The following is a 24,119-nucleotide window of genomic DNA, read 5'->3' as shown; positions in this document are numbered from 1 at the left end:
TTAAATCTCAGTGCTGCGGCGCCAGCGAGGCGAGCAGCGTTTTCGCATTCCGTCCTGCCTCGGGCGAGCGTTGGCAGATCAATGCCGCCAGCGCCGCCGGAGAGGGATGCGCCGCCAGATCCTGCGCCGTCAGCGCCGCCGCCAGATATTTGTTGAGCACCGTCAGCAGCGCGTTCACCCCAGCATCCGGCAGGGCCAAGCGGTGGATATCGTCGTGGTCGTGCAAGCTAGCCTCGGGAGCCACCCGCGCCAGCAGCCGGTGCAGCACCTGGCGCACCGGTGCCTGCTGCGCCAGCGCGTCGGGTGTGCATTGCGCCAACAGCTGTGACAGCGGGCGATCGAACGCCTCCGTTTGCCGTGCGGCCAGGTGCAGCAGCGCACGATAACAGGCCAGCAGGCGCGGCAGCGCGTGCTCGGGGAATGCGTCCAGCCGCACGTCCCAGTTAATCAGAATGCCGTCGTCGACGTGGGCGACCTGCGCATCCAGCGCAACCTGCGGTCCTTGAGAGATGACCCAGCCGAGACGGCCGAAGGTGTCGGTGACCCGTTCGGAAAACAGCGTCTTGCCGCGGATGCCGAAACCAGCGGTAAACACCACCGGCGAAGGCTGCAGGCTGCCGTGCAGGCGCGACAGATCGCGCATCACGCTCACGCCGGGGTAATCCGCATGTTCGATAAGCTCTGCCAGCTGTGCCATCAGGCGCCGGCAGAAAGCGCTCAGGTTTTCCGTCGGGTTCAGCTCCACGCCGAGCAGCACCAGGTTAGAGAAATCGCCGATAAGACGATGCGCGTCCTCCCGTTCGCTTTCGCGGTGGAACAGCGGCACGTTGAGCCGGAAGCGCGTCATATTCCAACCCTGGCCGACGGCCAGTGCGAACAGCGCTAAAAACAGCGTAGAGAGAGAGGTGTGGTGCCGCTTGGCGACATTCTCCAGCGCGCGGCTTTCTTCTGCATTCAGCTGTACGGCCAGGCGATCGCTGCGGCAGCGGTCCGGCGTGCGCAGCAGGCGCGGCGCCGGGGGCACCTGCGCCAGGCGTTCACGCCACCAACGCTGGCCGCGTTCGCGCCGCTGGCGTAGCGCCTCGTCGGCGTCGCGTCGTTCGAGGTGATCAAAGTAGGCCGCTGGTGCGTCATCGGAGGGGGGCGGCGGACACCGGTGATAAAACGCCGTCAGATCCTCCATCAACAGGCGAAAGCTCATGGCATCGCCGGCGATCATGTCGAGATCGACATGCAGGCGGCTGCGCCCTTCCGGCAACAGGCTCAGGCTGATATCGCAGGGCACGCCCTGTTCCAGCGGCAGCAGCTGGGTGCTTTTTGCCTGGCGTTTGGCGGCGAGCGCGGCTGCCAGCGTTGCTTCATCGGCGTGCTGCCAATCGTCGAGATGCAAGGCGTGCCGAGGGCCGGGAGGCGCGATCGTCTGCCGGCCATCGTCGGTAATGCGCAGACGTAACAGCGGATGGTGCAGGTACAGCGCCTCGACGGCCTGGCGCAGCCGAGCGGTATCCAGCTCGCCGCCGTCGAATTCCGCATACAGGTGGGCGGCCATGCCGCCGAGGGGAGGAGCGGACTGTCGGCCTACCCAATAGGCGGCCTGCATCGTGGTCAAAGCTTTCATCGGGTATCCATTTTGATTCAGCCAACGAGACTGCAAGAATATATCCAAATGTTAATAGGAATGAAAATTATTATTATTTGATCCATTTGGCGATCGGGTGCTATCTATAAGGCGTTTTAGCGACGCCGGGCAGTGAGGGCATTGGGTGTGAATAATTTATCTATATTATTCTTAGCATTGAAATGATTGCTTGTTATTGCAGCGCTCGTTTTCCCTGCGAAAGTATAAGGGTTTCTGGCAGTTATCTTGTCAGGTCTCACACCTTTGTTGATAATGATTTGCATTAGAAAATGCAAAATATTATCATTCTTAACATTATTTTACGTTTTTATACAAGCTGCCGGCCGCTCCGCCGGCGGCTTAGCCGTGGACGGGGCCGCGCCCGTCCGGCCGCGAAAGGCATGGGTTTGCCGCAGGGATAAGCAACAGCAAGGCCGGGAAGGCCGCAGCGTCATGGTCTGTGTGAGTGTCGATGTAGGTTGTGTAAAAAAAAATCAAATTTTGTGCACCTCTGGGATGAAAGGAGAAGACATCTATGGGCAAGCATTTTGCGGCTCAACGGCATGAAAGCGTAGGAAACGGGGAAAAGGCGGGGTTGAAAGCCATTGGGGCGTTTTCCTCCGTATTTTTAGGGGTTTGTTCACTGGCGATCGGTAACGTCAACGCGGCGGAAACCAAGAGCAACGAAACCTACCAGGACGCGGAAACGCTGCTGGTTACCGGTGAGAAGGTCAAACGTTCCATTTTCGACACCGGCTCCAGCGTCGAAGTGTTCGACAGCAACCGCATCTCCTCTATGCCTAATGCGACACAGGTTCCCGATTTGCTGCGCATGACCCCCAACGTGGTGGATGTCGGCATCGGCAACGATCTGCCAACCGTGCGTGGCGTTGACGGCTCCGGCCCGACCACCGGTGCCGGCGCTTTCCTCAGCGGCACCAGGCCGCGCCTCAATCTGTCGTTGGACGGCCGTTCGCTGACCTATAACGAACAAGCCTACGGACCGCAATCGTTGTGGGATCTGGATCGCGTTGAAGTGTTCCGCGGCCCGCAAAGTTACATTCAGGGGCGCAACGCCATCGCCGGCGCCATCGTCATGGCCAGTAAAGACCCGACCTTCGAATGGGAAAGCGCCTTCAAGGGCGGGGCCGGCAATCAGCACTCCTCTCAACTAGCCGCCATGGCGTCCGGCCCGCTGGTGGAAGACCAGTTGGCGTTCCGTGTCAGCGTCGATCGCCAGCGTCGCCGCAGCGATGCTGACCTGCCGGCCTATGAGCCGGTGGGCGATCCGCGTGAAGTGGAGGCCACCACCGCCCGTGCCAAGCTGCTGTTCAACCCGGCCGGTTTGCGCGATCTGACCACCAAGTTGACCTTTAACCACTTTGGCAGCACCGCACCGCAGAACGAAAGCCTCAACCCGCAGCCGCATCCTGCGAGTGCGCGTCACGACATCCGTCGGCCGGTGTTCAAAAGCAATGTGAACAGCGGGATCTGGGATCTGGCCTGGGAGGCCTCCGATGGCCTGGCGTTGGAAAACCGCGTTATCTATACCGATTTCAACATTAACCGCGCCACGGCTTATCAGCTGCCGTACGCCGACATCGGCGGTAAAGAGGTGCACGTAGAACCGGTGGTACGCTTCGGCGGCGCGGACAGCCGCCTGCACGGGCTGGCGGGGCTGCGTTATTTCCACGCCAAGCAGGATGAGTTCGTCAATATCTTCGGCGGCGCGACTTTTAAAGATAAAACCGACACTAACTCGGCCTTCGCTGAGCTGACCTATGCGCTGACGCCGCAGGTGGACGTGACTGCCGCCAGCCGCCTGGAACGCGAACATCGCCAACGCAATGGCGGCAGCAAGGCGGTGCGCATCGACTTCGACGAAACCTACACGGTGTTCCTGCCGAAACTGGACGTGGCCTGGAAACCGACGGACACCCAAACCTACGGTGCCAAGATCGCTCGCGGTTATAACGCTGGCGGTGCAGGCATTACTCTCAGCAGCCCGATCGTCAGTTACACCTACGGTTCCGAGTATGTCTGGAACTATGAGTTGTACACCCGCCATCACCTGAAAGACGCCAACGTGGTGCTGACCAGCAACGTGTTCTACAACGATTACAAAGACATGCAGCTGCCTTATTACCTGGGTGAAAATTCCAGCGTGATCCGCAACGCCGACAAGGTGGAAACCTACGGCGCGGAAATCGGCGCCACCTGGCAGCCGCGTTGGGACTTCGAGCTGTTCGGTAACGTTGGCCTGCTGAAAACCAAGATCAAAAAGTTCTCGGGCAGCGGCGTGGAAGGGCATGAATTGGGACGCGCGCCGGCTTACACCGCCAACATGGGCGCCAAATATCAGTTCCTGAAAGGGTGGGAAGTGAGTACTAACGTGGCGTTCTCGGACTCCTATTACTCGGCGTATGACAACGATTCGCGCGGGCGTATAGGTTCTTACTGGTCGGCTAACGCCCAGCTGGCCTACACCTTCGCCTATGGGCGCGCCACGCTGTTTGCGCAAAACCTGTTCGACTCCGAGCGTCGCATCATGGTTGGCGGCAACGATATCTACACCGCGACGCAGCAGCGCCCGCGCATGGTCGGCGCGGCGGTTGAGCTGAATTTCTAACGCTATCGCGATGATGGGGGGACGAATGTCCCCCGTTTTATGCGCTATCCCGGCACGGCCGGGCAAAGGAGATAACGCAGTGATCGGTGATTTTGACAGCATTCTGAGCGATGAAGAGGCCCAGCGGCTGGAGAGCGCGTTTCAGGCGCTGGGCGCGGCGTCGGCGAACGGCGATCGGCCGGTGAGCGAAGCCGAAGAGCGGGCATGGTTTGCCCATCTGCAGCAGGGTGACGCACGCGGGCAGCGGGCGATGGCCTGGCGCCTGACGGGAGAGGTGGATATCGCCCAACTGACGGCGGCGCTGCAAGCGCTGGTGCGGGAAACGCCGGGCGTGAACGTGCGTTACGTTTTTGATGACGAAAACGGTTTGGTTAAACGCGCTGCCGATTCGGCGCCGTTGCCGGTGAGCCTGCGTCAGGTGGCTGATGAACAACACGCCATTTGTCGTCTGCTGCAAGTGCAGGCGGCGCCATTTGAACTGGAAAGCGAAGCGCCGCTGCGCTGCCTGCTGTTGCTCACGCCTGCCGATGACGTGATTTTGGGCGTGGTATTGCATGACATCCTGGCGGAAGCGCTGCCGTGGCGCCATCTGCCGGCGATGCTGTCCGCCCGCTATAACGGAGATGCGATGCCTCTGCCTTTCGCGGCGGCGCCGGTCGAGCTGCCGGAAATCCCTGCGCCACAGCTGCCCTGGGCGCGCCAGGCGGTCTCGCTGCAGGATTACCGCAGCCCGGCGCAGCGTACTGAAGCCTTGCCGCCGGTGGGCGCGCGCGTGGTCACACGCATTGATCGCTCGCTGTTGCCCGCCAACGACACGCCGCGGGCCTTGCTGGCGGCGGTGGCGGCACGGTTTGCCGAGTTCGTCGCCGCGCAGGCCGGCGGCCAAGCGGTGCAGCTGTGCGTGCCGGCCGCAGAAACGGCAGAGTGCGTCGGTCTGGAGCTGGGCCTGACGGCGGCGCCGCTGATGCGCCTGACCGTGCAGCATGGCGAGGGCGACGTCGGGCAGCGGCTGCTGGCGCAGGCCGTGGCTGAACAGCCGGATCCGCAGCGGGCGCAGTTGCTGGTGGCCTGGCGTGACGATCTGGCCGCAGAGTGGCGGCTGGAAGGCGTTCACGCCGAACGCCTGTTGCTGCCGCCGCTGCATACGCCGTTTGAACTGGCGCTGCTATTGGGCTTGCCCGAAGCGGAAGCGTTAACGCTGGAGCTGGTCACCGACCCGCGCCTGTCTCCGCACGCGGCGCCTTTCCTGCTGGAGCAGTTCAGCGCGTTCCTGGCCGGGCAGCGAATTGCCGTCGCATTGCCGGTGGCTGAGGCCGTTTCCCCGGCGATGGCCGCGCCGGCGGCGAACGGCGACGCCGACGAAAGCGTTGCGCCGCTGATTTTGCAGGAGTTCCGTGAGGCGCTGGTGGCGCCGGAAATGACCCTGGATGAAGACTTCTTCGATCGCGGCGGCCATTCGCTGGTCGCTACCCGGGTGATCGGCCGCTTGCTGAGCCTGCATCAGATCGAAATCAACATTAACGATCTGTTCAGTCATCCGACGGCGCGCGGGTTGGCGGGCTACGCCAAACGCCTGAACGTTGCGCAGCCGAATGCCGCGCTAGCGATCGCCGACGATCATGAGGGGGCGCAGGCGCCGCTGTCGCTGGCGCAGGAATCGCTGTGGAAGGTGTATGAAGCCTTCGGCCATGACGAGATTTTCAACCTGCCGTTCTCTCTTCGCTTCTTCGATGCGGTAGACGAAACGGCGCTGCACCAGGCGTTTATCGACGTCATGACTCGCCATACCGTGCTGCGTTCACGCTTCGTCGAGCAGCAGGGGGAGGTGGTGCAGGTGGTGGTGCCGGCCGCAGAATTGCCGGATTATCAGTGGTTCCGCTTCTCTCACGAGACGCCGGCGGGTAATGCCGCCGCCCTGTTGGCCGACGCCGGCCAGCACCGGTTCGATCTGGCCACCGAGCTGCCGCTGCGCGCCACGCTGCTGCGCGATGCGGACAACGGCCAACAGCTGCTGTCGTTGCTGTTCCACCATGTGGTGCTGGATGAATGGTCGCTCAACCTGATGATGGACGAGCTGGGCGTCGCCTATCGCCATCGCGTCGTCGGCCAGGCGCCGCAGTGGAGCGGGCAGCCGCCGCAGTTCCACACTTTCGCCCGGCAGCAGCGGGCCTCCGGGGTGCAGCAGCAACATCTGGACTACTGGCTCGATGCGCTGCGCGGCGCGCCGGTCGGCCAGCCGATCTTCCGGCAAGAAGCATCCACCCATCCGGCGGTGCCGGCACCGGCGGACGTCAACGGCGGCTGGCTGGAGTTCGAGGTCGATCCTGCCGTGGCGGAAGGCCTGTATCAGCTTGCCCGCCGCAACAACGCGTCGCTGTTCAACGTGGTGTATGCCGGGATTACCTCGGCGCTGCGTCTGCTGGGCGGCCCGGCGGATCTGCTGGTGGGCACCTCGACTTCCGGCCGTAACGACGCCGAGTTCTTCGATACCGTCGGCTATTTCACCACCGTGGTGGTGCACCGCGTGCGCTTTGATGAAGGGCTGACGGTGGCCGGGTTGGTCAGCCAGGTGAAAAACACCATCAATGGCTCGCTGCCGTACACCGACATTCCGATCGATCTGGTGGAAGAAGGGCTGTTCGGCGTGGACGCCGACCGCAAGAACCACATGTTCGAAGTGTTCATCCAGATCCACAGCCGCATCAAGCTGAACGGCGAGTTCCGGCTGCAGGACGGCAGCACGATCGCCTACCGTCAGGTGGAGCCGGAGAAAGCCGAATCGTTGCTCGGCCTGCAGTTTGAGGTGATGGAAGACGATCTGGCCGGGAAGAAATCCCTGCGGGTGATGATGACCTACCGTCAGGACCACTACAGCCGGGAGCAGGCCAATCTGATCGCCGATGGCGTTCAGCACGTCTTTACCCAGTTTGCGCAGCACATCGCTGGCGATATCGCTCTGGCGGCGCTGCCGCCCGGGCCGCAGGCATGACGTTGTTTCACTCTAACCGAAAGCATGATTTTCAAGGAGATAAAAGGATGTCTGGAACCCTAGCAACCCCGCGCGCGCTACTGTCGCTGCTGGTGGCGGCCTCTCTGGTGGTCGCCGGCGCCGCGCAGGCGGACGATGTCGGCATCAAACCGCAGGACATCAAGCGCGAGGCGCTATCGTCGACGGTGGTGGAGATGGCCTACAGCACCTCGCAACAGGCGCTGTTCGTCAGCGCGCCGGACTGGAAGGAAGAGGCGCGCTCCCGCGTGCTGCGGCTGGATCCCAACACCCTGGCGATCAAGGCAGAGATCCCACTGCAGGTGAAAGGCTTCGGCGTGGCGCTGAACGACGCGGGCAATCGCCTGTACCTGACGCAGGCCTTCAACGGCGAAGTCGGGGTGGTGGACACCACTACCAACCACGCGCTGGGCAGCATCAAGCTGCTGGACAAAGCGGTGCTGGAGCAGGCTTACAAGCAGGCGGGCATCAGCGGCAAGCGCCTGGACTTCCTGTTGGCGGAGCTGAAGAAATTCAAAATCACCGAGGACTACCTGTACCGCCTCCGCGAGCTCAAGTATGACGCGCAAAGCGGCCGTCTGTTCCTGCCGGGCCTGGGCTTTGGCGTCGACAGCGTGCTGTACGTGGTCGATACCAAAGCCGGCAAGCTGGAGAAAGTGATCCCGGGCTTCGGCTACAACGCGGTGGGCATCACGCTGGATGAGAAGGGCCGTCGGGTATTCGTCTCCAACATGCAGGGGCAGGTGATCACCCTGAACGCCGACACGCTGGCGATCACCGCCACGCACGAAGTGCAGGCCGATCAGCTGCTGAACCTGGTGTATGACCCGGCGAGCAATCGCCTGCTGGGCGTCGATCAGGGTATCGATCGCGACGACTACCGCAACCATCATCTGGGGCACGACTACGTGAAGCGCAGCAGCGGCCACCGGGTGTTTGCGCTGGATGCGGACAGCGGCAAGGTGCTGGCCAGCGAGCTGACGGATGAGGTGCCGATCGGCCTGCTGCTCGACGAACGCAGCCAGCGGCTGTATGTCGCCAACCGCAAAGGCGTGCGCGTGGATCATGGCGCCGGGACGCTGACGGTGTTCGACGCCAAGACGCTCAAGCGCCTGCAAACCGTAGACCTGCCGCCGCACCCTAACAGCCTGGCGTTGGATCCGAAAGGTGACGCGCTGTTTGTGACGGTGAAAAACGACGGCGCTTCCACCAAGGCCGGCAAGCCGGAAAGCGTGGTGCGCATTCAGCTGCACACCAGGTAACGAGAGAGCGAAAGTAAAAAGGGGCGCCGCGGCGCCCCTTTTTCGTTGGGTCATGTCATCAGAAGTGGGTGTTGATGCTCATGTAGTAGGTACGGCCCGGTTCGTTGTAGGTGGCCGCGCCCGCACCGGCGATGTTGATCGCGCCGGTGTTCGGATTGCCCACGTTCTGCGCGTTGCCGGCGCGGAACTGGCGCTTGTCGAACAGGTTATCGATGCCGGCGGTGAGGCTGACGTTTTTGGTCAGATCATAGGTCGCGCTGGCGCCGACAACGGCGTAAGGGCTGACCTCATGGGTTTCGCCGCCGGTGGCCGGTTTACCCTGGTAGTTGTACTTCTTCGGCTTCTGACGGCCGTACCAGGTCAGGGTGGACTGCATCGACAGATCCTGCGTGGCCTGCCAGCTGAGGGTCGAGTTGACGGTGAACTTCGGGATCACCGACAGGTAATCGCCGGTGGTCTTGTTCTTGTTCTCGATCATGTAGGTGGCGTTGTTGCTCCAGGTGACGGTCTCGCTGACCGGCACGTTCAGCGAGCCTTCCAGCCCTTGCACCACCGCTTTCGGTACGTTCTCCCATTGGTAGACGGCTGTACCTTTACTGCTGGTGGCGATGCGAGAAGTGCCCGCTTCAATCTTGTTGTGGTAATCGTTACGGAAGTAGGTCACGCCGGCCAGCCAGCCTTCGTTATGGAACTCCAGCCCGATCTCTTTATTGACGCTGGTCTCCGCCTTCAGATCGTCGTTGCCGAGCAGGTAGCAGCCGTCGAAGGTATCACCGGTCGTACAACCTTGACCCGCGCTGTATAACACGTAGTTGCTGTTGGTCTGGAATAGATTAGGCGCTTTGTACGAACGCGCGATGCCCATCTTCAGCGTGAAGTAATCGCCCAGTTCTTGTGACAGGTTCAGCGCCGGGCTCCAGTTGCTGCCGGACTCTGAATGCAGATCGTAACGCAGGCCCGGCGTCAGCATGGTGGTGTCGGTCAGTTCAATGTTGTCTTCGGCAAACAGCGAGAAGATATGTGCGGAGGAATAAGGGTTGCGATTGCTGCTGGATACGCCTTCAATGGCTCCCCCGGTTTTAGCGCCTTCAAGCGATTGTGCGATAGAAGAGCCGTCCTTCATCCGCTGCTGGCTCCACTCGGTGCCCAGCGTGGCGGTCTGCGAAACGCCCAGCTCAAACGGCACGCTGACTTCGCTGTGCGCCAGGAAGTCGTCCAGCTTGGTGGTGCCGAACCCGGTATTGTTGACATCGAAGATGCCTTCGGTACCGCCGGCTAGCCCTTCGTTTATACGGGTGTTCCGGGTGCGTTCAAACTGAACGTAGTTGTTGGTGCTCACGCCGTTGTCCCAGGCGCCGCGGTGGGTCAGGCCGAAGATCTCTCGGTAGATACGGTTGGTTTCTTTGCCGTAGTTGCTCTGCACCAGGGCATTGGTGTTGGTGTTCTGGGTATCGCCGGCGTACAGGTTGCCCTGACGGCCATAGGCGTACTCGAACTCCAGCGACTGCAGATGGGCGAAGTCCCAGTGCAGCAAGGCGTCGATGTTTTTATCGACTACCCCTTCGCGCCCGGCCGGGACGCTGTTGGCGTAGGTACCCACGCGTTCGGACTTGTGTGATTCGTTAAGGTCCCAGGCGTCGGCCTGCGTTTTGCTGTAGCCGCCGAACAGGCGGAAGCTCAGGGAGTCGCTCAGCGGGCCGGACAGGCTGAAGTCGGTGCGCTTGGTGGCGCCTTCCTGCTTGTGCTGCGGTACGTTGAAATAGCCGTTCAGCGAGCCGTGCAGCGCATCGCCGGCCTTCTTGGTGATGATGTTGACCACGCCGCCCGCGGCGCCGTTGCCGTAGCGCGCGGCGGCAGGGCCGCGCAGCACTTCGATGCGTTCGATCATTTCCGGCGGCACCCAGGCGGTATCGCCGCGCGAGTCGCGCTCACCGCGCCAGCCCTGACGCACCGAGTTACGGCTGGAGGCCGGCTTGCCGTCGATCAGAATCAGGGTGTTTTCCGGGCCCATGCCGCGGATATCGATCTGGCGGTTGTTGCCGCGCTGGCCGCTGGTGGAGTTGCCGGTCAGGTTAACTCCGGGCATGGTGCGGATCAGTTCGCTGATGTCGCGCGCCGGCGGGCGCTTTTTGATCTCGTCGGCGGTGATGGTGGACACCCCCGGCGCCTGCAGGTTCTGCCGGGCGGCGGTCACGACGATGGTGTCTTCGCCGCGCGGCTTTTTATCCGCTGCGCCGCTGTTTTCTTCCGTGGTGGGGGTGTCGGTCTGCTGCGCGGCGTTGGCGAACGCGGACGCGCCCAATCCCAAGCCGATAAGAGTGGCTAAAGAATAACGTGATAGCTTGCTTTTCATTTGAGTGTCCTACCTTGCTGCCATCCCTCGCCGAACGGGGGGAAGGGCGGTTGTAGTTTTTGTGTAGTCGGAAATAGAAAATCGGCTGCGGCAAGGGATGCCATTGATGTATCCCCGATCCCTGTCCGTTGCGCGCAATACCAGCACGATCTCCAAGCCTTACACACTATTGCAAATGCAAATTATTATCAATAGTATTTGGCGTACAGTGCGTTCGGGCGGTGGCCGGCGATAGGGAAAAGTCGACGTTCCCGGTGCCGCCAACTACAAAATGGGTAGGCGTTGTGAATACAGAACTACAGTCAGAAAGCAGCAGATTATTGGCCAGCAGCAATGCGGGCAGTCCAGGGTGGTGGTTGACGGTGGCACGGCGCGGTACGCCATGGGTAGAACCGGCGGGTAACGGCCGCTGGCGAACCACCTTTTTCTGGCGCGATCCTCAGGGATGCGAATTGACCTCCGCCTACCGTCGCGTGTGGATTAACATTAACTGCTTGACCGACCATCACCAGCCGAATCCGCCGCAAAGCCTGCAGCGTTTGGCCGGTACCGACGTGTGGTACTGGCAGACCGAGCTGAGCGGCGCCTGGCGCGGCAGCTACTGCTTTATCCCCTGTTTTGACGAGCGGCCGCCGGCGTTCAGCGGCGACGATGCGCACGCCAACATGCACAACCTGCGCCACTGGTGGCATCAGGTGTTCGCCAGCGCCACCCCCGATCTGCTCAACCCTTATCGCTCCTGGCAAAGCGCCAGCGGCCACAGCGTCTCCGGCCTGCACATGCCGGATGCGCCGCCGCAGCCGGTATGGCGCTCGTTCGACGAGTATGAGATCGCCAGCGGGCGCTGCACGCCGCCGCTGCCGGCGCGTTTGCAGCGCCATACCTGGCGGAGCGAGCGCCTGGGCAACAGCCGCGATGTCTGGATCTACACGACCGGCGACAGTAAGCCGGCCGAGCGCCCGCTCGCGATCCTGCTCGACGGCCAGTTCTGGGCGAAGCAGATGCCGGTTTGGGAGCCGCTGATGCAGCTGACCCGCGAGGGGGCGTTGCCGGAAGCGGTGTATGTGCTGATCGACATCATTGATCTGCCGCACCGGGCGCGAGAATTAACCTGCAAGGACGATTTCTGGCTGGCGGTGCAGGAAGAATTGATGCCGCAGCTGGCCGACTGGGCGCCGCACAGCGACAAACCGGCCGACACGGTGGTGGCGGGGCAAAGCTTTGGCGGCCTGGCTTCCCTGTATGCCGGGCTGCGCTGGCCGCAGCGCTTCGGCGCGGTGATCACCCAGTCCGGTTCCTACTGGTGGCCGCGGCGCGACATGCTGCAGCTGCCGAGCATTCCCGACGATGCCTGCTGGCTGATGCAGCAGGTGGAACGGCACGGTTTGGGCAACCACGGCGCGCTGAAGGTATTTATGGAAGCCGGTTCGCAGGAAAAGCTGGTGCACCGGGTCAGCGGCGAAATGGCGGTGCGCCTGAGTGACGCCGGCCATCGGGTGCACTACCGGGTGGTGGAAGGCGGGCACGACGCGCTGTGTTGGCGCAGTGGCCTGACCGATGGGCTGCAGGCGGTCTGGGCTTCCGCTTTCGCCACCGCTTACCCGGCATCGGCGACGGCACGAGGAACACATGATGGAAAGCCTGAATCCGTTCGATGATCAACAGCAGCGCAGCCTGGTGCTGCGCAACGTACAACAACAATACAGTTTGTGGCCGGATTTCCGCGCCATTCCGTCCGAGTGGACGATCGTCTTTGGCCCGGCGGCGCGCACCGCGTGCGCCGAATGGCTGGAACAGCATTGGCAAGACATTCTGCCGGTCGCAGCACGCGAGGCGTGACCGGCGCCAGGTAATCACGGGAGCAATAAGCAGTGTCACACACCCCTAACTCTCTCAGCGGCCCGGCGCTTGCGGGCGAATGGCCGCTGGTCGCGGCGCAACCCGGCATCTGGGTCGCCGATCAAATCTCCCCGCATCGCAATGCCTACGCGGTCGCTCATGCCATCGAACTCAACGGCCCTGTCGCCGTGGAGCCTCTGCTGCGGGCCATCATCCAGGGCCTGGGCGAGGTGGACATGCTACGCCTGCGTTTTGCGGAACGCGACGGCGTGCCGGTGCAATGGCTGGACGACGCGCTGGCGGTGCACGAGCCGGAACTTGTCGATCTGACGACGTCGCCGGATCCCGACGCCGCCGCGCGCGCGCTGATGGACATCGATCTGGCAAGCGATCTGCGCGCCGGCAGCGGCGCACCGCTGTATCGCCATGTGGTGATGCGTTTGGCGGACGATCGCTGGTTCTGGTATCAGCGTTATCACCATTTGCTGGTGGACGGTTTCAGCTTCACCGCCATCGCTCGCCGCGTGGCGGCGATTTACTCCCATCTCTGCCGCGGCGACGCGCTGGAACCGACGCCTTTCACGGCGTTCAGCGACGTGGTGGCGGAATACCAGGCTTACCGGCAGGCGCCGGCCTGGCAACGCGACGCCGATTTCTGGGGCGAAAAAGCGCGGCAGCTGCCACCGCCGGCCACGCTCTGCCCGCAGCCGCTGGCCGGGCAAACGCCCACGCCGCGTATCCATCGATTGGAACAGCGCTGCGATCCGCAGGCCTTCGCCGAATTGGTGCAGCGTGGCGCGCAGCAGAAGCTGAACGCCGCCGATATGGCGGTGGCGCTGGTGGCGCTGTGGGTATCGCGCCTGAGCGGCCAACCGAGCTTCAGCGCCGGTTTTATCTTCATGCGCCGCACCGGATCGGCCGCCCTGTGCGCCGCCGGCCCGGTGATCAACGTGTTGCCGATGGAGATGCACCTCGAGCCGCAGGCCACGTTGTATGAGGCCGCCACCCGCATCAGCCGCGAGCTGAAAACGGTGCGCCGTCATCAGCGCTACGACGCCGAACAGGTGCAGCGCGATCTGGGACGCATCGGCGACGGCGAACCGCTGTACGGCACGGTCTTCAACTTCAAAATGTTCGATTACCAGCTGGATTTCGCCGGTATCGAAGGCATTACCCACGATCTGGCCTCCGGGCCGGTGCGCGATCTGGAGATTGCGCTGTTTATTGACGAACACCATCAGCTGAAGGTGGAACTGCTGGCCAACGCCGAGCGTTACAGCCGCCAGGAACTGCAGGCGCACCTGCAACGATTGCCGCTGCTGCTGGCGCAGTTCGCCGCGCAGGCAACGTTGCCGATCGGCGAAGCCGATATGCTGACCGCCGACGATCACGCGCTGCTGGCGCGGGTCAACGACACGGCGCACCCGGTGCCGGCGACCACGCTGAGCCAGCTGCTGGCGCAGCAGGCGCAAAACACGCCGGACGCACCGGCGCTGGCGGATGCGCATTTCAATTTCACCTACCGCGAAACGCGGGAGCAGGTTATGGCGCTGACGCGCGAGCTGGTGGCGCAGGGCGTGCGGCCGGGCGACATCGTGGCGGTGGCGCTGCCGCGTTCGGTGTTCCTGTCGCTGGCGTTGATGGCGATCGTGGAAGCGGGCGCCGCCTATCTGCCGCTGGACACCGGTTATCCGGACGAGCGGCTGGCGATGATGCTGGAAGACGCTGCGCCCCGGCTGGTCATCACTAACCCGGCGCAGCAGGCGCGTTTCGCCGACAAGGGCGAAATCTTGCTGTATGACGCGCCGCTGGCGGCCGATCACGCCGCCGGGGTGGCGATCGCGGGCCCGACGCCGGACCATGCGGCCTATATCATCTTTACCTCCGGCTCCACCGGGCGCCCGAAAGGCGTGCTGGTCGGCCATCAGGCGATCGTCAACCGCCTACTGTGGATGCAACACCAGTATCCGCTGGGGGCGGACGACGCGGTGCTGCAGAAAACGCCGTGCAGTTTCGACGTCTCGGTGTGGGAATTCTTCTGGCCGCTGATGGTCGGCGCCCGGCTGGTGATGGCGCCGCCGGAGGCGCATCGCGATCCGCAGCAGCTGCAACAGCTGATCGCACAACACCGCATTACCACGATGCACTTCGTGCCGTCGATGCTGGCGGCTTTCGTGGCCGCACTGGACGACGACGCGGCGGTGGCGAACTGCGCCGCGCTGCGCCAGGTGTTCTGCAGCGGCGAAGCGCTGCCGGCGGAGCTGTGCCGCCTGTGGCAAAGCCGCACGGCGGTGCCGTTGCATAACCTCTACGGCCCGACCGAAGCGGCGGTGGACGTGACCTGGCATCCGGCTTACGGCGACACACTGGCGAAAGTGACCGGCGCCAACGTGCCGATCGGTCTGCCGGTATGGAACACCGGGCTGCGTATTCTTGACGCGCGCCTGCGGCCGGTGCCGCCGGGCGTGGCGGGCGATCTGTATCTGACCGGCGTGCAGCTGGCGCACGGCTACCTTGGCCGGCCGGATCTGACCGCCAGCCGCTTTGTCGCCGATCCGTTCGGCGAGGGCGGGCGCATGTACCGCACCGGCGACGTGGCGCGCTGGCTGCCGGACGGCACGGTGGAATATTTGGGCCGCAGTGATGACCAGCTGAAGATCCGCGGGCAGCGTATCGAGCTGAGCGAAATCGACCACGCCTTGCTGTCGCTGCCGGGCGTGCGCCAGGCGGTGACGCACGCGCTGGTGCTGCAGGGCACGCCGGTGGATGCCGGCGGCGATGCGCGCCAACTGGTGGGTTATCTGGTGATGCAGCCCGGCGCGAGCTGGGATGCGGAAGCCCTGCGTGCGGCGCTGGCCGACCGTCTGCCACCGCACATGGTGCCGGTGGCGCTGGTGGAAATGAGTGATTTGCCGCTGAGTGCCAACGGCAAGCTGGATCGCAAGGCCTTGCCGCAGCCGCAGGGCGGTGAGCGCAAGGCAGGACGGCCGCCGCAGGCCGGGCTGGAAAGCGAGATCGCGGCGGTGTTCGCCCGTTTGCTGCAGCGCGAGCAGGTGTTCGCCGATGACGACTTCTTCGCGCTCGGTGGCCATTCGCTGCTGGCGATGCGGCTGGCGGCGGAGTTGCGCCGCGATCTGGGCAAGGCGGTGTCCGTCGGCCAGGTGATGGTGGCGTCGCGCGTCGAGCAACTGGCTGCCTTGCTGGCGGAAGATCGCACGCAGGAAGAGGCCGATCGCAGCGGCTTCGACAGCGTATTGCCGCTGCGCGTCACCGAGGGGCCGACGCTGTTCTGTCTGCACCCGGCGTCCGGTTTCTCCTGGCAGTTCAGCGTATTGCCACGCTATCTCGATCAGCACTGGTCGCTGGTCGGTATTCAGTCACCGCGGCCGGACGGCCCGCTGGCGCTGAGCGAAGATATGGATCAGGTGGTGGATGCCCACCTGCAGACGGTGTTGCAGGTCCAGCCGCACGGGCCGTACCACTTCATCGGCTACTCGCTGGGCGGCACGCTGGCCCAGGGCATCGCCGCCCGGCTGCAGGCGCGCGGTGAGCAGGTGGCGTTCCTCGGTCTGCTGGATACCTATCCGCCGGAGACCCAAAACTGGGACGTGATGCTGGACGACAACGTGTTGAAGGAAGTGCAGCGCGAGCGCGAGCAGTTCCTGGCGGTGTCGCAGGATACGCTCGATCCGGCGCTGGGCGAGACGCGCACGGCGATGTTCGACAACATCGAAGCCAACTACGCCGATTCGGTGCGGTTGCTGTCGCACACGCGTACCGCCCGTTTCCATGGCCAGGCGACGCTGTTCGTCGCCAAACGTACGCTGCAGGAAGGGATGGACGTGCAGCAGACCTGGTCGCAGTACGTCGATGCGCTGCAGGCGCACGAGCTGGACTGCGCGCATGTCGATATCGTTTCGCCGGCGTCGTTCAAAGTGCTGGGGCCGCTGCTGAACCGGATCTTGCGCACGCTGTAATCGCGCTCGTCATCTCGCCGCCAGGCTCGGGGATTACCCCGCGTGTGGCGGCGTTTCTTGCGGTTGCTCACAATTGAATATCAATGATTTTTATTATCATTATTGATTTTGTCATCTGTGCTAGCATAGCGCCCCGCAACTGCAGAATCCCCGTTTAAAGATGTGGTGAACAACCGATGAGTAGCAAACCCTCCATCCTGCTTGATTTTAGCCTGCTGAAAACCAACCGGGCTTTCCGCGCGGTATTCTGCGCGCGCTTTATCTCCATTGTGGCGCTGGGGCTGATGGCGATCGCCATCCCGGTGCAAATCCAGGCGCTGACCGGTTCCACCCTGCAGGTCGGGCTGGCGGTGACGCTGGCCGGCGGCGGCATGTTCGCCGGGCTGCTGATGGGGGGCGTATTGGCCGATCGCTATGAGCGGCGCCGGCTGATCCTGTTCGCGCGCTCCACCTGCGGCATCGGCTTCGTCGGCCTGTGTCTCAATGCCCTGTTGCCATCGCCTTCGCTGGCGGCCATTTATCTGTTGGCGGTGTGGGACGGTTTCTTCGGTGCGGTGGGGGTGACGGCGCTGCTGGCGGCCACGCCGGCGCTGGTGGGCCGCGAAAACATCGTGCAGGCGGGCGCCATCAGCATGCTGACGGTGCGCTTCGGCTCGATTCTTTCCCCGGCGATTGGCGGCCTGGTGATCGCCCACATGGGCATTGCCTGGAACTACGGCCTGGCGGCGTTTGGCACCCTGCTGACGCTGCTGCCGCTGCTGAGCCTGCCGCAGCTGATGCCGCCGCCGCAGCCGCGTGAACACCCGCTGCGCGCGTTGGCGGGCGGCTTCGCCTTCCTGTTCCAGAACAAGGTGATCGGCATGGTGGCGCTGATCGGCGCGCTGCTGACCATGGCCAGCGCGGTGCGCGTGCTGTACCCGGCGATGGCGGAGAGCTGGCACATCGACGCTGCCCACCTCGGCTATATGTACGCCGCCGTGCCGCTCGGCGCGGCCATCGGTGCGTTCACCAGCGGGCGCGTGGCGCACGTGGCGCGCCCCGGCTGGGTGATGCTGCTGACGGCGATCGCGGCGTTCGCCGCCATTGGCCTGTTCGGCCTGATGCCGTGGTACAGCCTGGCGTTGCTGTGCCTGGTGGCGTTCGGCTACCTGAGCGCGCTGAACTCGCTGCTGCAATACGGCCTGATCCAGAGCCTGACGCCGGACAACTTCCTCGGCCGCATCAACGGCCTGTGGACGGCGCAAAACGTGGTGGGCGATGCGCTGGGCGCGTTGCTGTTGGGGGCGATGGGCGCCTTCATGCTGCCGGCGATGAGCGCCAGCGGTTTCGGCTTCGGCGCCGCGCTGCTCGGCATCCTGTTGCTGTTCGCCATGACCGGTTTGCGCCAGGTGACGTTGCACAAACCGGAGCCGCAGCCCGCCACAGAAAAGTAGTCGAACGCGTTAAGACAACGCTGTGGGATCAAATAGCAATGCTTATCATCGGCATGCGTAAAACCCACAGCGTTTATGTCATGATTTCGAAATGAAAGAAGTGCTTACGTTTATTGACATAGCAAATATCGGCGAGTAATTTAGCGCGGAATTAACTCAAATGATAATCATTATTATATTGGTTATCACTTCAAATCCTTGAGGGCGAAGCGATGGATACTGCCGTGAACGACATCAATCGAAAGGAAATGCAGGAGTGCGAAGAACACCGGTTCGCCGCTGATTTTTCTCCGGCGTCGGGCTTCTTCTTTACCTCTCCTTTCCGCAGCTTGACCACTACCGGTTGTTTCAGCCGCATTCGCCTGCCGGCCGCAGACGGCGCCGACCTGAACGGCGAGTTCCAGCGCAGCGTGCGGCAGGCGTTTGCCGAGGCCCGTCAGGCCGGTATCAAAAAACCGCTGCTGTGCGGTGCCATCCCGTTCGATACCCGGCAGCCTTCGGCGCTGTTTATTCCGCAGCAGAGCCGCTGGTTCGATCGCGCCGCCTTTATGGCCGGCGTTCGGCCGCCGGCGAACGGCCCTGAACTGGCCGGCGTGACGGAGCTGCCGCCGCAGCAGCCGTTTATGAACATGGTCAGCGACGCCGTCGACGCGATGAAGGCCGGTGAGCTGGATAAAGTGGTCTTGTCGCGCCTGCTGGAGATCGAAACGCGCCAGCCGGTGGATCGCCATGCGCTGATGGCGCGCGTGATTGCCCAGAACCCGCACGGTTTCCATTTCCATGTGCCGCTGGAGCAGGGTGCGCTGTTGGGCGCCAGCCCGGAGCTGCTGCTGCGCCAGGACAACGGCCGTTTCTATTCTAACCCGCTGGCCGGTTCCGCCCGGCGCGAGGCCGACCCGCAGCGCGATCGCGAAGTGGGGGAGCGGCTGATGGCCTCGGCGAAAGATCGCTATGAGCATCGCATCGTCACCGAAAGCATGCGTGACGTGCTGGCCGGCCGCTGCCGCTACCTGAACGTGCCGCAAACCCCTGAACTGCTGACCACCACGACGCTGTGGCATCTCTCCACGCCGATCGACGGCGAGGCGGCGTCTCCAGACGAAAATGCCCTGTCGCTGGCCTGCCTGCTGCACCCGACGCCGGCGCTGTGCGGCATGCCGACGGCCGAGGCGCACGCCCTGATCGGCAAGCTGGAGCCGTTCGATCGCGGCCTGTTCGGCGGCATCGTCGGCTGGTGCGACGACGAAGGCAACGGCGAGTGGGTTGTGACTATCCGCTGCGGCACCGTTGACGGCAACCGGGTACGGCTGTTCGCCGGCGCCGGCATCGTGGAAGACTCTTCACCCGAATCTGAATGGCATGAAACAGGCACCAAACTCAGCACTATTCTGCGTGCCTTTGGTATGAATCAAGGATAACGACAAGATGAGCATTGCCTTTACCCCCTGGCCGGCGGAGTTCGCCAGCCGCTATCGCGAACGCGGCTACTGGACTGACAAGCCGCTGACCGAGATCCTCGACCGCCAGGCCAACAACGACGCCCCGGCGATTATCGACGCCCAGGGCAGCCTGACCTACCGCGAGCTGCAGCTGCGTTCCGATCGCCTGGCGGCCGCTCTGCTGCGCCGCGGCGTGAAATCCGGCGACACCGCGTTGGTCCAACTGGGCAACGTGGCGGAGTTCTATATCGTGTTCTTCGCGCTGCTGAAAATTGGCGTGGCGCCGGTCAACGCGCTGTTCAGCCATCAGCGCAGCGAGCTGAATGCCTATGCCGAGCAGATCAAACCGGCGCTGCTGATCGCCGATCGCCAGCACGGGCTGTTTGCCGACGATCAATTCCTGAACGCCTTCCGCGATGCGCATCCTTCGTTGCGGGTTGTGGCACTGCGCAGCCAGCCTGAGGGTGAGCTGGCGCTGGCCGCCTGGCTGGACGAAGCCAGCGACGGTTTCGTCGCGCAGCCTTCTGCGGCCGATCAGGTGGCGTTCTTCCAGCTTTCCGGCGGCAGCACCGGTACGCCGAAGCTGATCCCGCGTACCCACAATGACTACTACTACAGCATTCGCCGCAGCGTGGAGATCTGCCGTTTCGACGCGCAGACCCGCTATCTGTGCGCGCTGCCGGTGGCGCACAACTACCCGATGAGCTCGCCAGGCGTGTTGGGCGTGTTTTATGGCGCGGGGCTGGTGGTGTTCGCCGCCGATCCGGACGCCGGGCAGTGCTTCCGCCTGATCGAACAGCACCAAATCAACGTGACGGCGCTGGTGCCGCCGGCGGTCACGCTGTGGCTGCAGGCGATCGAAGAGTGGGGCGGCAATGCCCAGCTCGCCAGCCTGAAACTGCTGCAGGTGGGCGGCGCCAAGCTGGGCGAAACGCTGGCGGCGCGTATTCAGAACGAAATCGGCTGCCAACTGCAGCAGGTGTTCGGCATGGCGGAAGGGCTGGTGAACTACACCCGGCTGGACGACGACGAGCGCCACATCCTGACGACGCAAGGGCGGCCGATGTCGCCGGATGACGAAGTGTGGGTGGCGGACGACGACGGCAATTCATTGCCGGCGGGCGAGGTCGGTCGGTTGATGACGCGCGGGCCTTATACCTTCCGCGGTTACTACCAGAGCCCGGCGCACAACGCCGATGCCTTCGACGCCGACGGTTTCTACTGCTCCGGCGATCTGATCAGCATCAGCGAAGACGGCTACATCACCGTGCAGGGGCGGCAGAAAGACCAGATCAACCGCGGCGGGGAGAAGATCGCCGCCGAGGAAATCGAGAACCTGCTGCTGCGTCATCCGGACGTGATCAACGCTGCGCTGGTGTCGATGCCGGACGCGCTGATGGGGGAGAAGAGCTGCGCTTATATCATCGCCAACGCGCCGCTGAAGCCGGTGGTGCTGCGCCGCCACCTGCGCGAACAGGGCGTGGCGGACTTCAAACTGCCGGATCGCTTTATTCAGGTGGACAGCCTGCCGCTGACTCCGGTCGGCAAAGTGGACAAAAAACGGCTGCGTCAGCAGCTCGACGAGCAACTACAGACTCAGGCTCAGGGAGATTAATCGATGGCCATTCCAAAACTTAATGACTACGCGCTGCCGACGGCGGACGAACTGCCGCAAAATAAAGTCACCTGGCAGGTAGAACCGCAGCGCGCCGCGCTGCTGATCCACGATATGCAGCAGTATTTCCTCAATTTCTGGGGCGAAGACAGCGCGCTGATCAAACAGGTGGTGGAGAACATCGCCAACCTGCGCCGCTACTGCAAACAGCAGGGCATTCCGGTGTTCTATACCGCGCAGCCGAACCAGCAGAGCGATGAAGACCGTGCGCTGTTGAACGACATGTGGGGGCCGGGCCTGAACAAACACCCCGAGCAGCAGGCGGTGACCGCCGCGCTGGCGCCGGACGAAGACGACACGGTGCTGGTGAAATGGCGCTACAGCGCCTTCCACCGCTCGCCGCTGCAGGAGATCCTGCAGGAGTCCGGCCGCGATCAGCTGATCATCTGCGGCGTGTATGCGCACATCGGCTGCCTGACCACCGCCATCGACGCCTTCATGCGCAACATCCAGCCGTTCATGGTGGCCGACGGCCTGGCGGACTTCTCGCGCGACGAACACCTGATGGCGCTGCGCTATACCGCCGGCCGCTGCGGCCGGGTGGTGACCACCGCGTCTCTGCTGCCGGCGGCCGGCATCGCCAGCATCGACGCGCTGCGTCAGCAGATCCTGCCGCTGCTGGACGAAGACAGCGAAGACATGGGCAACGATGAGAACCTGATCGATTACGGTCTGGATTCGGTGCGCATCATGGAGCTGGCGACCCGCTGGCGCAAGATCCGCGGCGACATCGACTTTATCGCGCTGGCGCGCAACCCGACCATCGACAGCTGGTGGGCGCTGCTTTCCGAAGAGAAAGCCTGATTTTAATAACGATGAGAGGGCGGCCGCTCGGCTGCCCCGTTGGTTCTATAAGGAGATTTCGATGAATGCTTTGATCACCAAGGGAAAACGTGCGGCATTTCCGCTGATGCTGCTGTCCACACTGCTGTTCTCCAACTCGTTGCTGGCGCAGACCGCGCCGGAAGTGCTGCGCAAACCGGTCGGCAAGGGCGCCTATGAAATGGCCTACAGCCCGAGCGAGAACGCGCTCTACCTGGCGACGTCGCAGAGCCGCAAGCTGGACAAGGGTGGCATCGTTTACCGCCTGGACCCGACCACGCTGGACGTGACCCAGATTATTCATAACGACATCAAGCCGTTTGGCGCCGCCGTCAACGCTAAAACCGGCACGCTGTTCTTCGGCAACACGGTCAATAACTCGGTGACCGCCATCGACGCCAAGACCGGCGACGTGAAAGGCCGCCTGGTGCTGGACGCGCGCCAGCGTTCCGAGACCGTCAAGCCGCTGGCGCCGCGCGAGCTGGTGGCGGATGCCGACAGCGATACCCTGTACATTACCGGGCTGGGTGAATCCAGCGTGGTGTGGGTGGTGGACGGCAAGGATCTGACCCTGCGTGCCACCGTGACCGACACCGGCAAATACGGCACCGGCCTGGCGCTGGACGCCGCCGCCAAGCGCCTGTACGTCACTAACGCCGACGGCGAGCTGGTGACCATCGATACCCAGAGCAACAAGGTGCTGTCGCGCAAGAAGCTGGATGAGTCCAAAGAGCACTTCTTCCTGAACATCAGCCTGGATACCGCCACCCATCGCGCGTTCATCACCGATTCCAAGCAGCCACAGGTGCTGGTGGTGGATACCCGCAGCGGCAACATCCTGAGCAAGATCGACGTGCCGGAATCGCTGGCGGTGCTGTTCAACCCGGCGCGCAATGAAGTTTACGTGACCCATCGCCAGGCGGGTGAAGTGAGCGTGATCGACGCCAAGAGCTACAAGGTGCTGAACACCATCAAGACGCCGACCCACCCGAACAGCCTGGCGCTGTCGCCGGACGGCCAGACGCTGTACGTTAGCGTCAAGCAGGCTTCCAGCCGCGAGAAAGAAGCGACCGCGCCGGACGACGTGATCCGCGTAGCGCTGAAATAATCCCGCGCAGGGTAAACCCCCTCGAACAGGCGAAGCGGCGACGCTCCGCCTGTTTTTTTTTTCGCCGTGCGATCTGCGGTATAAAGTGTGGATTGCCTTATTGATCCGAAGGAACGTGGGTTATGCCTGCCTCACGCACACCGTTGTTGTTGTCCGTTATTACCCTGCTGCTGCTGGCCGCGCTGATCCACAGCGGCATCAGCCCCTACGATCGCACCACCTGGTTGATGGAGGTGGCGCCGGTATTGATTGTTTTGCCGTTGCTGTGGCTGACCCATCGCCGTTATCCGCTGACGCCGCTGCTCTACACGCTGATTTTCTTCCATGCGCTGATCCTGATTTTCGGCGGCATGTACAGCTATGCTCGCGTGCCGCTGGGCTTTGAGGTGCAGCAGTGGCTGGATCTTGGCCGCAACCCGTACGACAAACTGGGGCATTTCTTCCAGGGATTGGTGCCGGCGCTGGCGGCGCGCGAGATCCTGCTGCGCGGCGGTTATGTGCAGGGCCGCAAGATGCTGGGCTTCGTGGTGTGCTGCATCGCGCTGGCGATCAGCGCGGTGTATGAGTTGATCGAGTGGTGGGCGGCACTGGCGCTGGGCCAGGGCGCCGACGAGTTTCTCGGCACCCAGGGCGACCCGTGGGACACGCAGTCCGATATGTTCTGCGCGTTGCTCGGCGCGATAGCCGGCCAGTGGCTGTTCGGTGGCTGGCAGGGTAGGCAACTGCGGCGTTTAAAAGAGTAAGCCTTGTTGCGTTAAGCCTAGTGAAAATAGCGACTTCTCGTGCCGCCCAGTATTTTCCGGGCGGCATTTTAATGTCGACATGATAAGAAATAGATAATCATCAGTTAAATGTTTGGCACCCTGTGAGACAGCACAATGTTATTTCTTATATTTATGATTATTTAGCTTTTTATGCGTTTCTCTAGGAATTTTCTTAACTCGCGCCGTGTGCTAC

14 protein-coding genes are annotated in these 24,119 nt (G+C 63.0%); 12 read left to right on the top strand and 2 right to left on the bottom strand.

Annotated features, from left to right (window positions below):
* Positions 1-7: 7 nt before the first annotated feature.
* A complete protein-coding gene (locus tag ACJ8J5_RS09180) occupies positions 8-1,618 on the bottom strand; it encodes a condensation domain-containing protein (protein ID WP_261425420.1) in 1,611 nt (536 codons plus the stop codon).
* Positions 1,619-2,153: 535 nt separating this feature from the next.
* Here ACJ8J5_RS09180 and ACJ8J5_RS09175 point away from each other — a divergent pair.
* The 3 genes from ACJ8J5_RS09175 to ACJ8J5_RS09165 all read left to right on the top strand — a co-directional run bounded on the left by ACJ8J5_RS09175 (position 2,154) and on the right by ACJ8J5_RS09165 (position 8,516).
* Entirely contained in the window at positions 2,154-4,247 is a 2,094-nt protein-coding gene (locus tag ACJ8J5_RS09175; protein WP_033638948.1) for a TonB-dependent receptor, read from the top strand.
* Positions 4,248-4,326: 79 nt separating this feature from the next.
* Entirely contained in the window at positions 4,327-7,236 is a 2,910-nt protein-coding gene (locus ACJ8J5_RS09170) for a condensation domain-containing protein (protein WP_334274226.1), read from the top strand.
* A gap of 47 nt (positions 7,237-7,283) precedes the next feature.
* Entirely contained in the window at positions 7,284-8,516 is a 1,233-nt protein-coding gene (locus tag ACJ8J5_RS09165; RefSeq protein ID WP_025304962.1) for a YncE family protein, read from the top strand.
* Between the two features lie 58 nt (positions 8,517-8,574).
* Here ACJ8J5_RS09165 and ACJ8J5_RS09160 read toward each other — a convergent pair whose 3' ends face one another.
* The gene (locus tag ACJ8J5_RS09160) at positions 8,575-10,869 is read right to left on the bottom strand and encodes a TonB-dependent siderophore receptor (protein WP_334274225.1); all 2,295 of its coding nucleotides are present in this window, start codon (positions 10,867-10,869) and stop codon (positions 8,575-8,577) included.
* A gap of 284 nt (positions 10,870-11,153) precedes the next feature.
* Here ACJ8J5_RS09160 and fes point away from each other — a divergent pair, with 284 nt between their 5' ends.
* The 9 genes from fes (at position 11,154) to ACJ8J5_RS09115 (ending at position 23,905) form a co-directional block, all read left to right on the top strand.
* Positions 11,154-12,527 carry an enterochelin esterase gene (fes, locus tag ACJ8J5_RS09155; RefSeq protein WP_164100208.1) on the top strand — a complete coding sequence of 458 codons (1,374 nt, stop codon included), beginning with the start codon at positions 11,154-11,156 and terminating at the stop codon, positions 12,525-12,527.
* A complete protein-coding gene (locus ACJ8J5_RS09150; protein ID WP_048325765.1) occupies positions 12,502-12,708 on the top strand; it encodes an MbtH family protein in 207 nt (68 codons plus the stop codon). The genes fes and ACJ8J5_RS09150 overlap by 26 nt, the downstream gene beginning before the upstream one ends.
* Positions 12,709-12,740: 32 nt before the next feature.
* A complete protein-coding gene (locus ACJ8J5_RS09145; RefSeq protein ID WP_334274224.1) occupies positions 12,741-16,685 on the top strand; it encodes an enterobactin synthase subunit F in 3,945 nt (1,314 codons plus the stop codon).
* A gap of 176 nt (positions 16,686-16,861) precedes the next feature.
* On the top strand, positions 16,862-18,118 hold the full coding sequence (gene entS, locus ACJ8J5_RS09140) for an enterobactin transporter EntS (RefSeq protein ID WP_033649954.1): 1,257 nt from the start codon (positions 16,862-16,864) through the stop codon (positions 18,116-18,118).
* A 212-nt stretch (positions 18,119-18,330) separates the two neighbouring features.
* Complete coding sequence (locus ACJ8J5_RS09135) at positions 18,331-19,536, top strand: isochorismate synthase (RefSeq protein ID WP_147823591.1); 1,206 nt, start codon at positions 18,331-18,333, stop codon at positions 19,534-19,536.
* Positions 19,537-19,543: 7 nt separating this feature from the next.
* A complete protein-coding gene (locus tag ACJ8J5_RS09130) occupies positions 19,544-21,172 on the top strand; it encodes a (2,3-dihydroxybenzoyl)adenylate synthase (RefSeq protein WP_060433935.1) in 1,629 nt (542 codons plus the stop codon).
* A 3-nt stretch (positions 21,173-21,175) separates the two neighbouring features.
* Positions 21,176-22,036, top strand: coding sequence for an isochorismatase (locus ACJ8J5_RS09125; RefSeq protein WP_004930014.1), 861 nt, complete (start codon positions 21,176-21,178; stop codon positions 22,034-22,036).
* 61 nt (positions 22,037-22,097) lie between these two features.
* Positions 22,098-23,162, top strand: coding sequence for a 7-bladed beta-propeller protein YncE (gene yncE, locus ACJ8J5_RS09120; RefSeq protein ID WP_060433936.1), 1,065 nt, complete (start codon positions 22,098-22,100; stop codon positions 23,160-23,162).
* Positions 23,163-23,284: 122 nt separating this feature from the next.
* On the top strand, positions 23,285-23,905 hold the full coding sequence (locus ACJ8J5_RS09115) for a DUF2238 domain-containing protein (RefSeq protein ID WP_049204134.1): 621 nt from the start codon (positions 23,285-23,287) through the stop codon (positions 23,903-23,905).
* Positions 23,906-24,119 lie beyond the last annotated feature (214 nt).

Source organism: Serratia sp. CY43202 (genome assembly GCF_052168755.1).
Taxonomy (GTDB): Bacteria; Pseudomonadota; Gammaproteobacteria; order Enterobacterales; family Enterobacteriaceae; genus Serratia; species Serratia bockelmannii.
The sequence above is the reverse complement of the archived record's forward strand: the minus strand, read 5'-3'. Positions and strand labels throughout refer to the sequence as shown.

Bases quoted from the DNA above. Each gene is read 5' to 3' on its own strand.
- ACJ8J5_RS09160 (WP_334274225.1), bottom strand. From the start codon at position 10,869: ATGAAAAGCAAGCTATCACGTTATTCTTTAGCCACTCTTATCGGCTTG.
- ACJ8J5_RS09150 (WP_048325765.1), top strand. From the start codon at position 12,502: ATGGAAAGCCTGAATCCGTTCGATGATCAACAGCAGCGCAGCCTGGTG.
- entS (WP_033649954.1), top strand. From the start codon at position 16,862: ATGAGTAGCAAACCCTCCATCCTGCTTGATTTTAGCCTGCTGAAAACC.
- ACJ8J5_RS09130 (WP_060433935.1), top strand. From the start codon at position 19,544: ATGAGCATTGCCTTTACCCCCTGGCCGGCGGAGTTCGCCAGCCGCTAT.
- ACJ8J5_RS09175 (WP_033638948.1), top strand. From the start codon at position 2,154: ATGGGCAAGCATTTTGCGGCTCAACGGCATGAAAGCGTAGGAAACGGG.
- ACJ8J5_RS09165 (WP_025304962.1), top strand. From the start codon at position 7,284: ATGTCTGGAACCCTAGCAACCCCGCGCGCGCTACTGTCGCTGCTGGTG.
- ACJ8J5_RS09180 (WP_261425420.1), bottom strand. From the start codon at position 1,618: ATGAAAGCTTTGACCACGATGCAGGCCGCCTATTGGGTAGGCCGACAG.
- ACJ8J5_RS09125 (WP_004930014.1), top strand. From the start codon at position 21,176: ATGGCCATTCCAAAACTTAATGACTACGCGCTGCCGACGGCGGACGAA.
- ACJ8J5_RS09135 (WP_147823591.1), top strand. From the start codon at position 18,331: ATGGATACTGCCGTGAACGACATCAATCGAAAGGAAATGCAGGAGTGC.
- ACJ8J5_RS09115 (WP_049204134.1), top strand. From the start codon at position 23,285: ATGCCTGCCTCACGCACACCGTTGTTGTTGTCCGTTATTACCCTGCTG.
- yncE (WP_060433936.1), top strand. From the start codon at position 22,098: ATGAATGCTTTGATCACCAAGGGAAAACGTGCGGCATTTCCGCTGATG.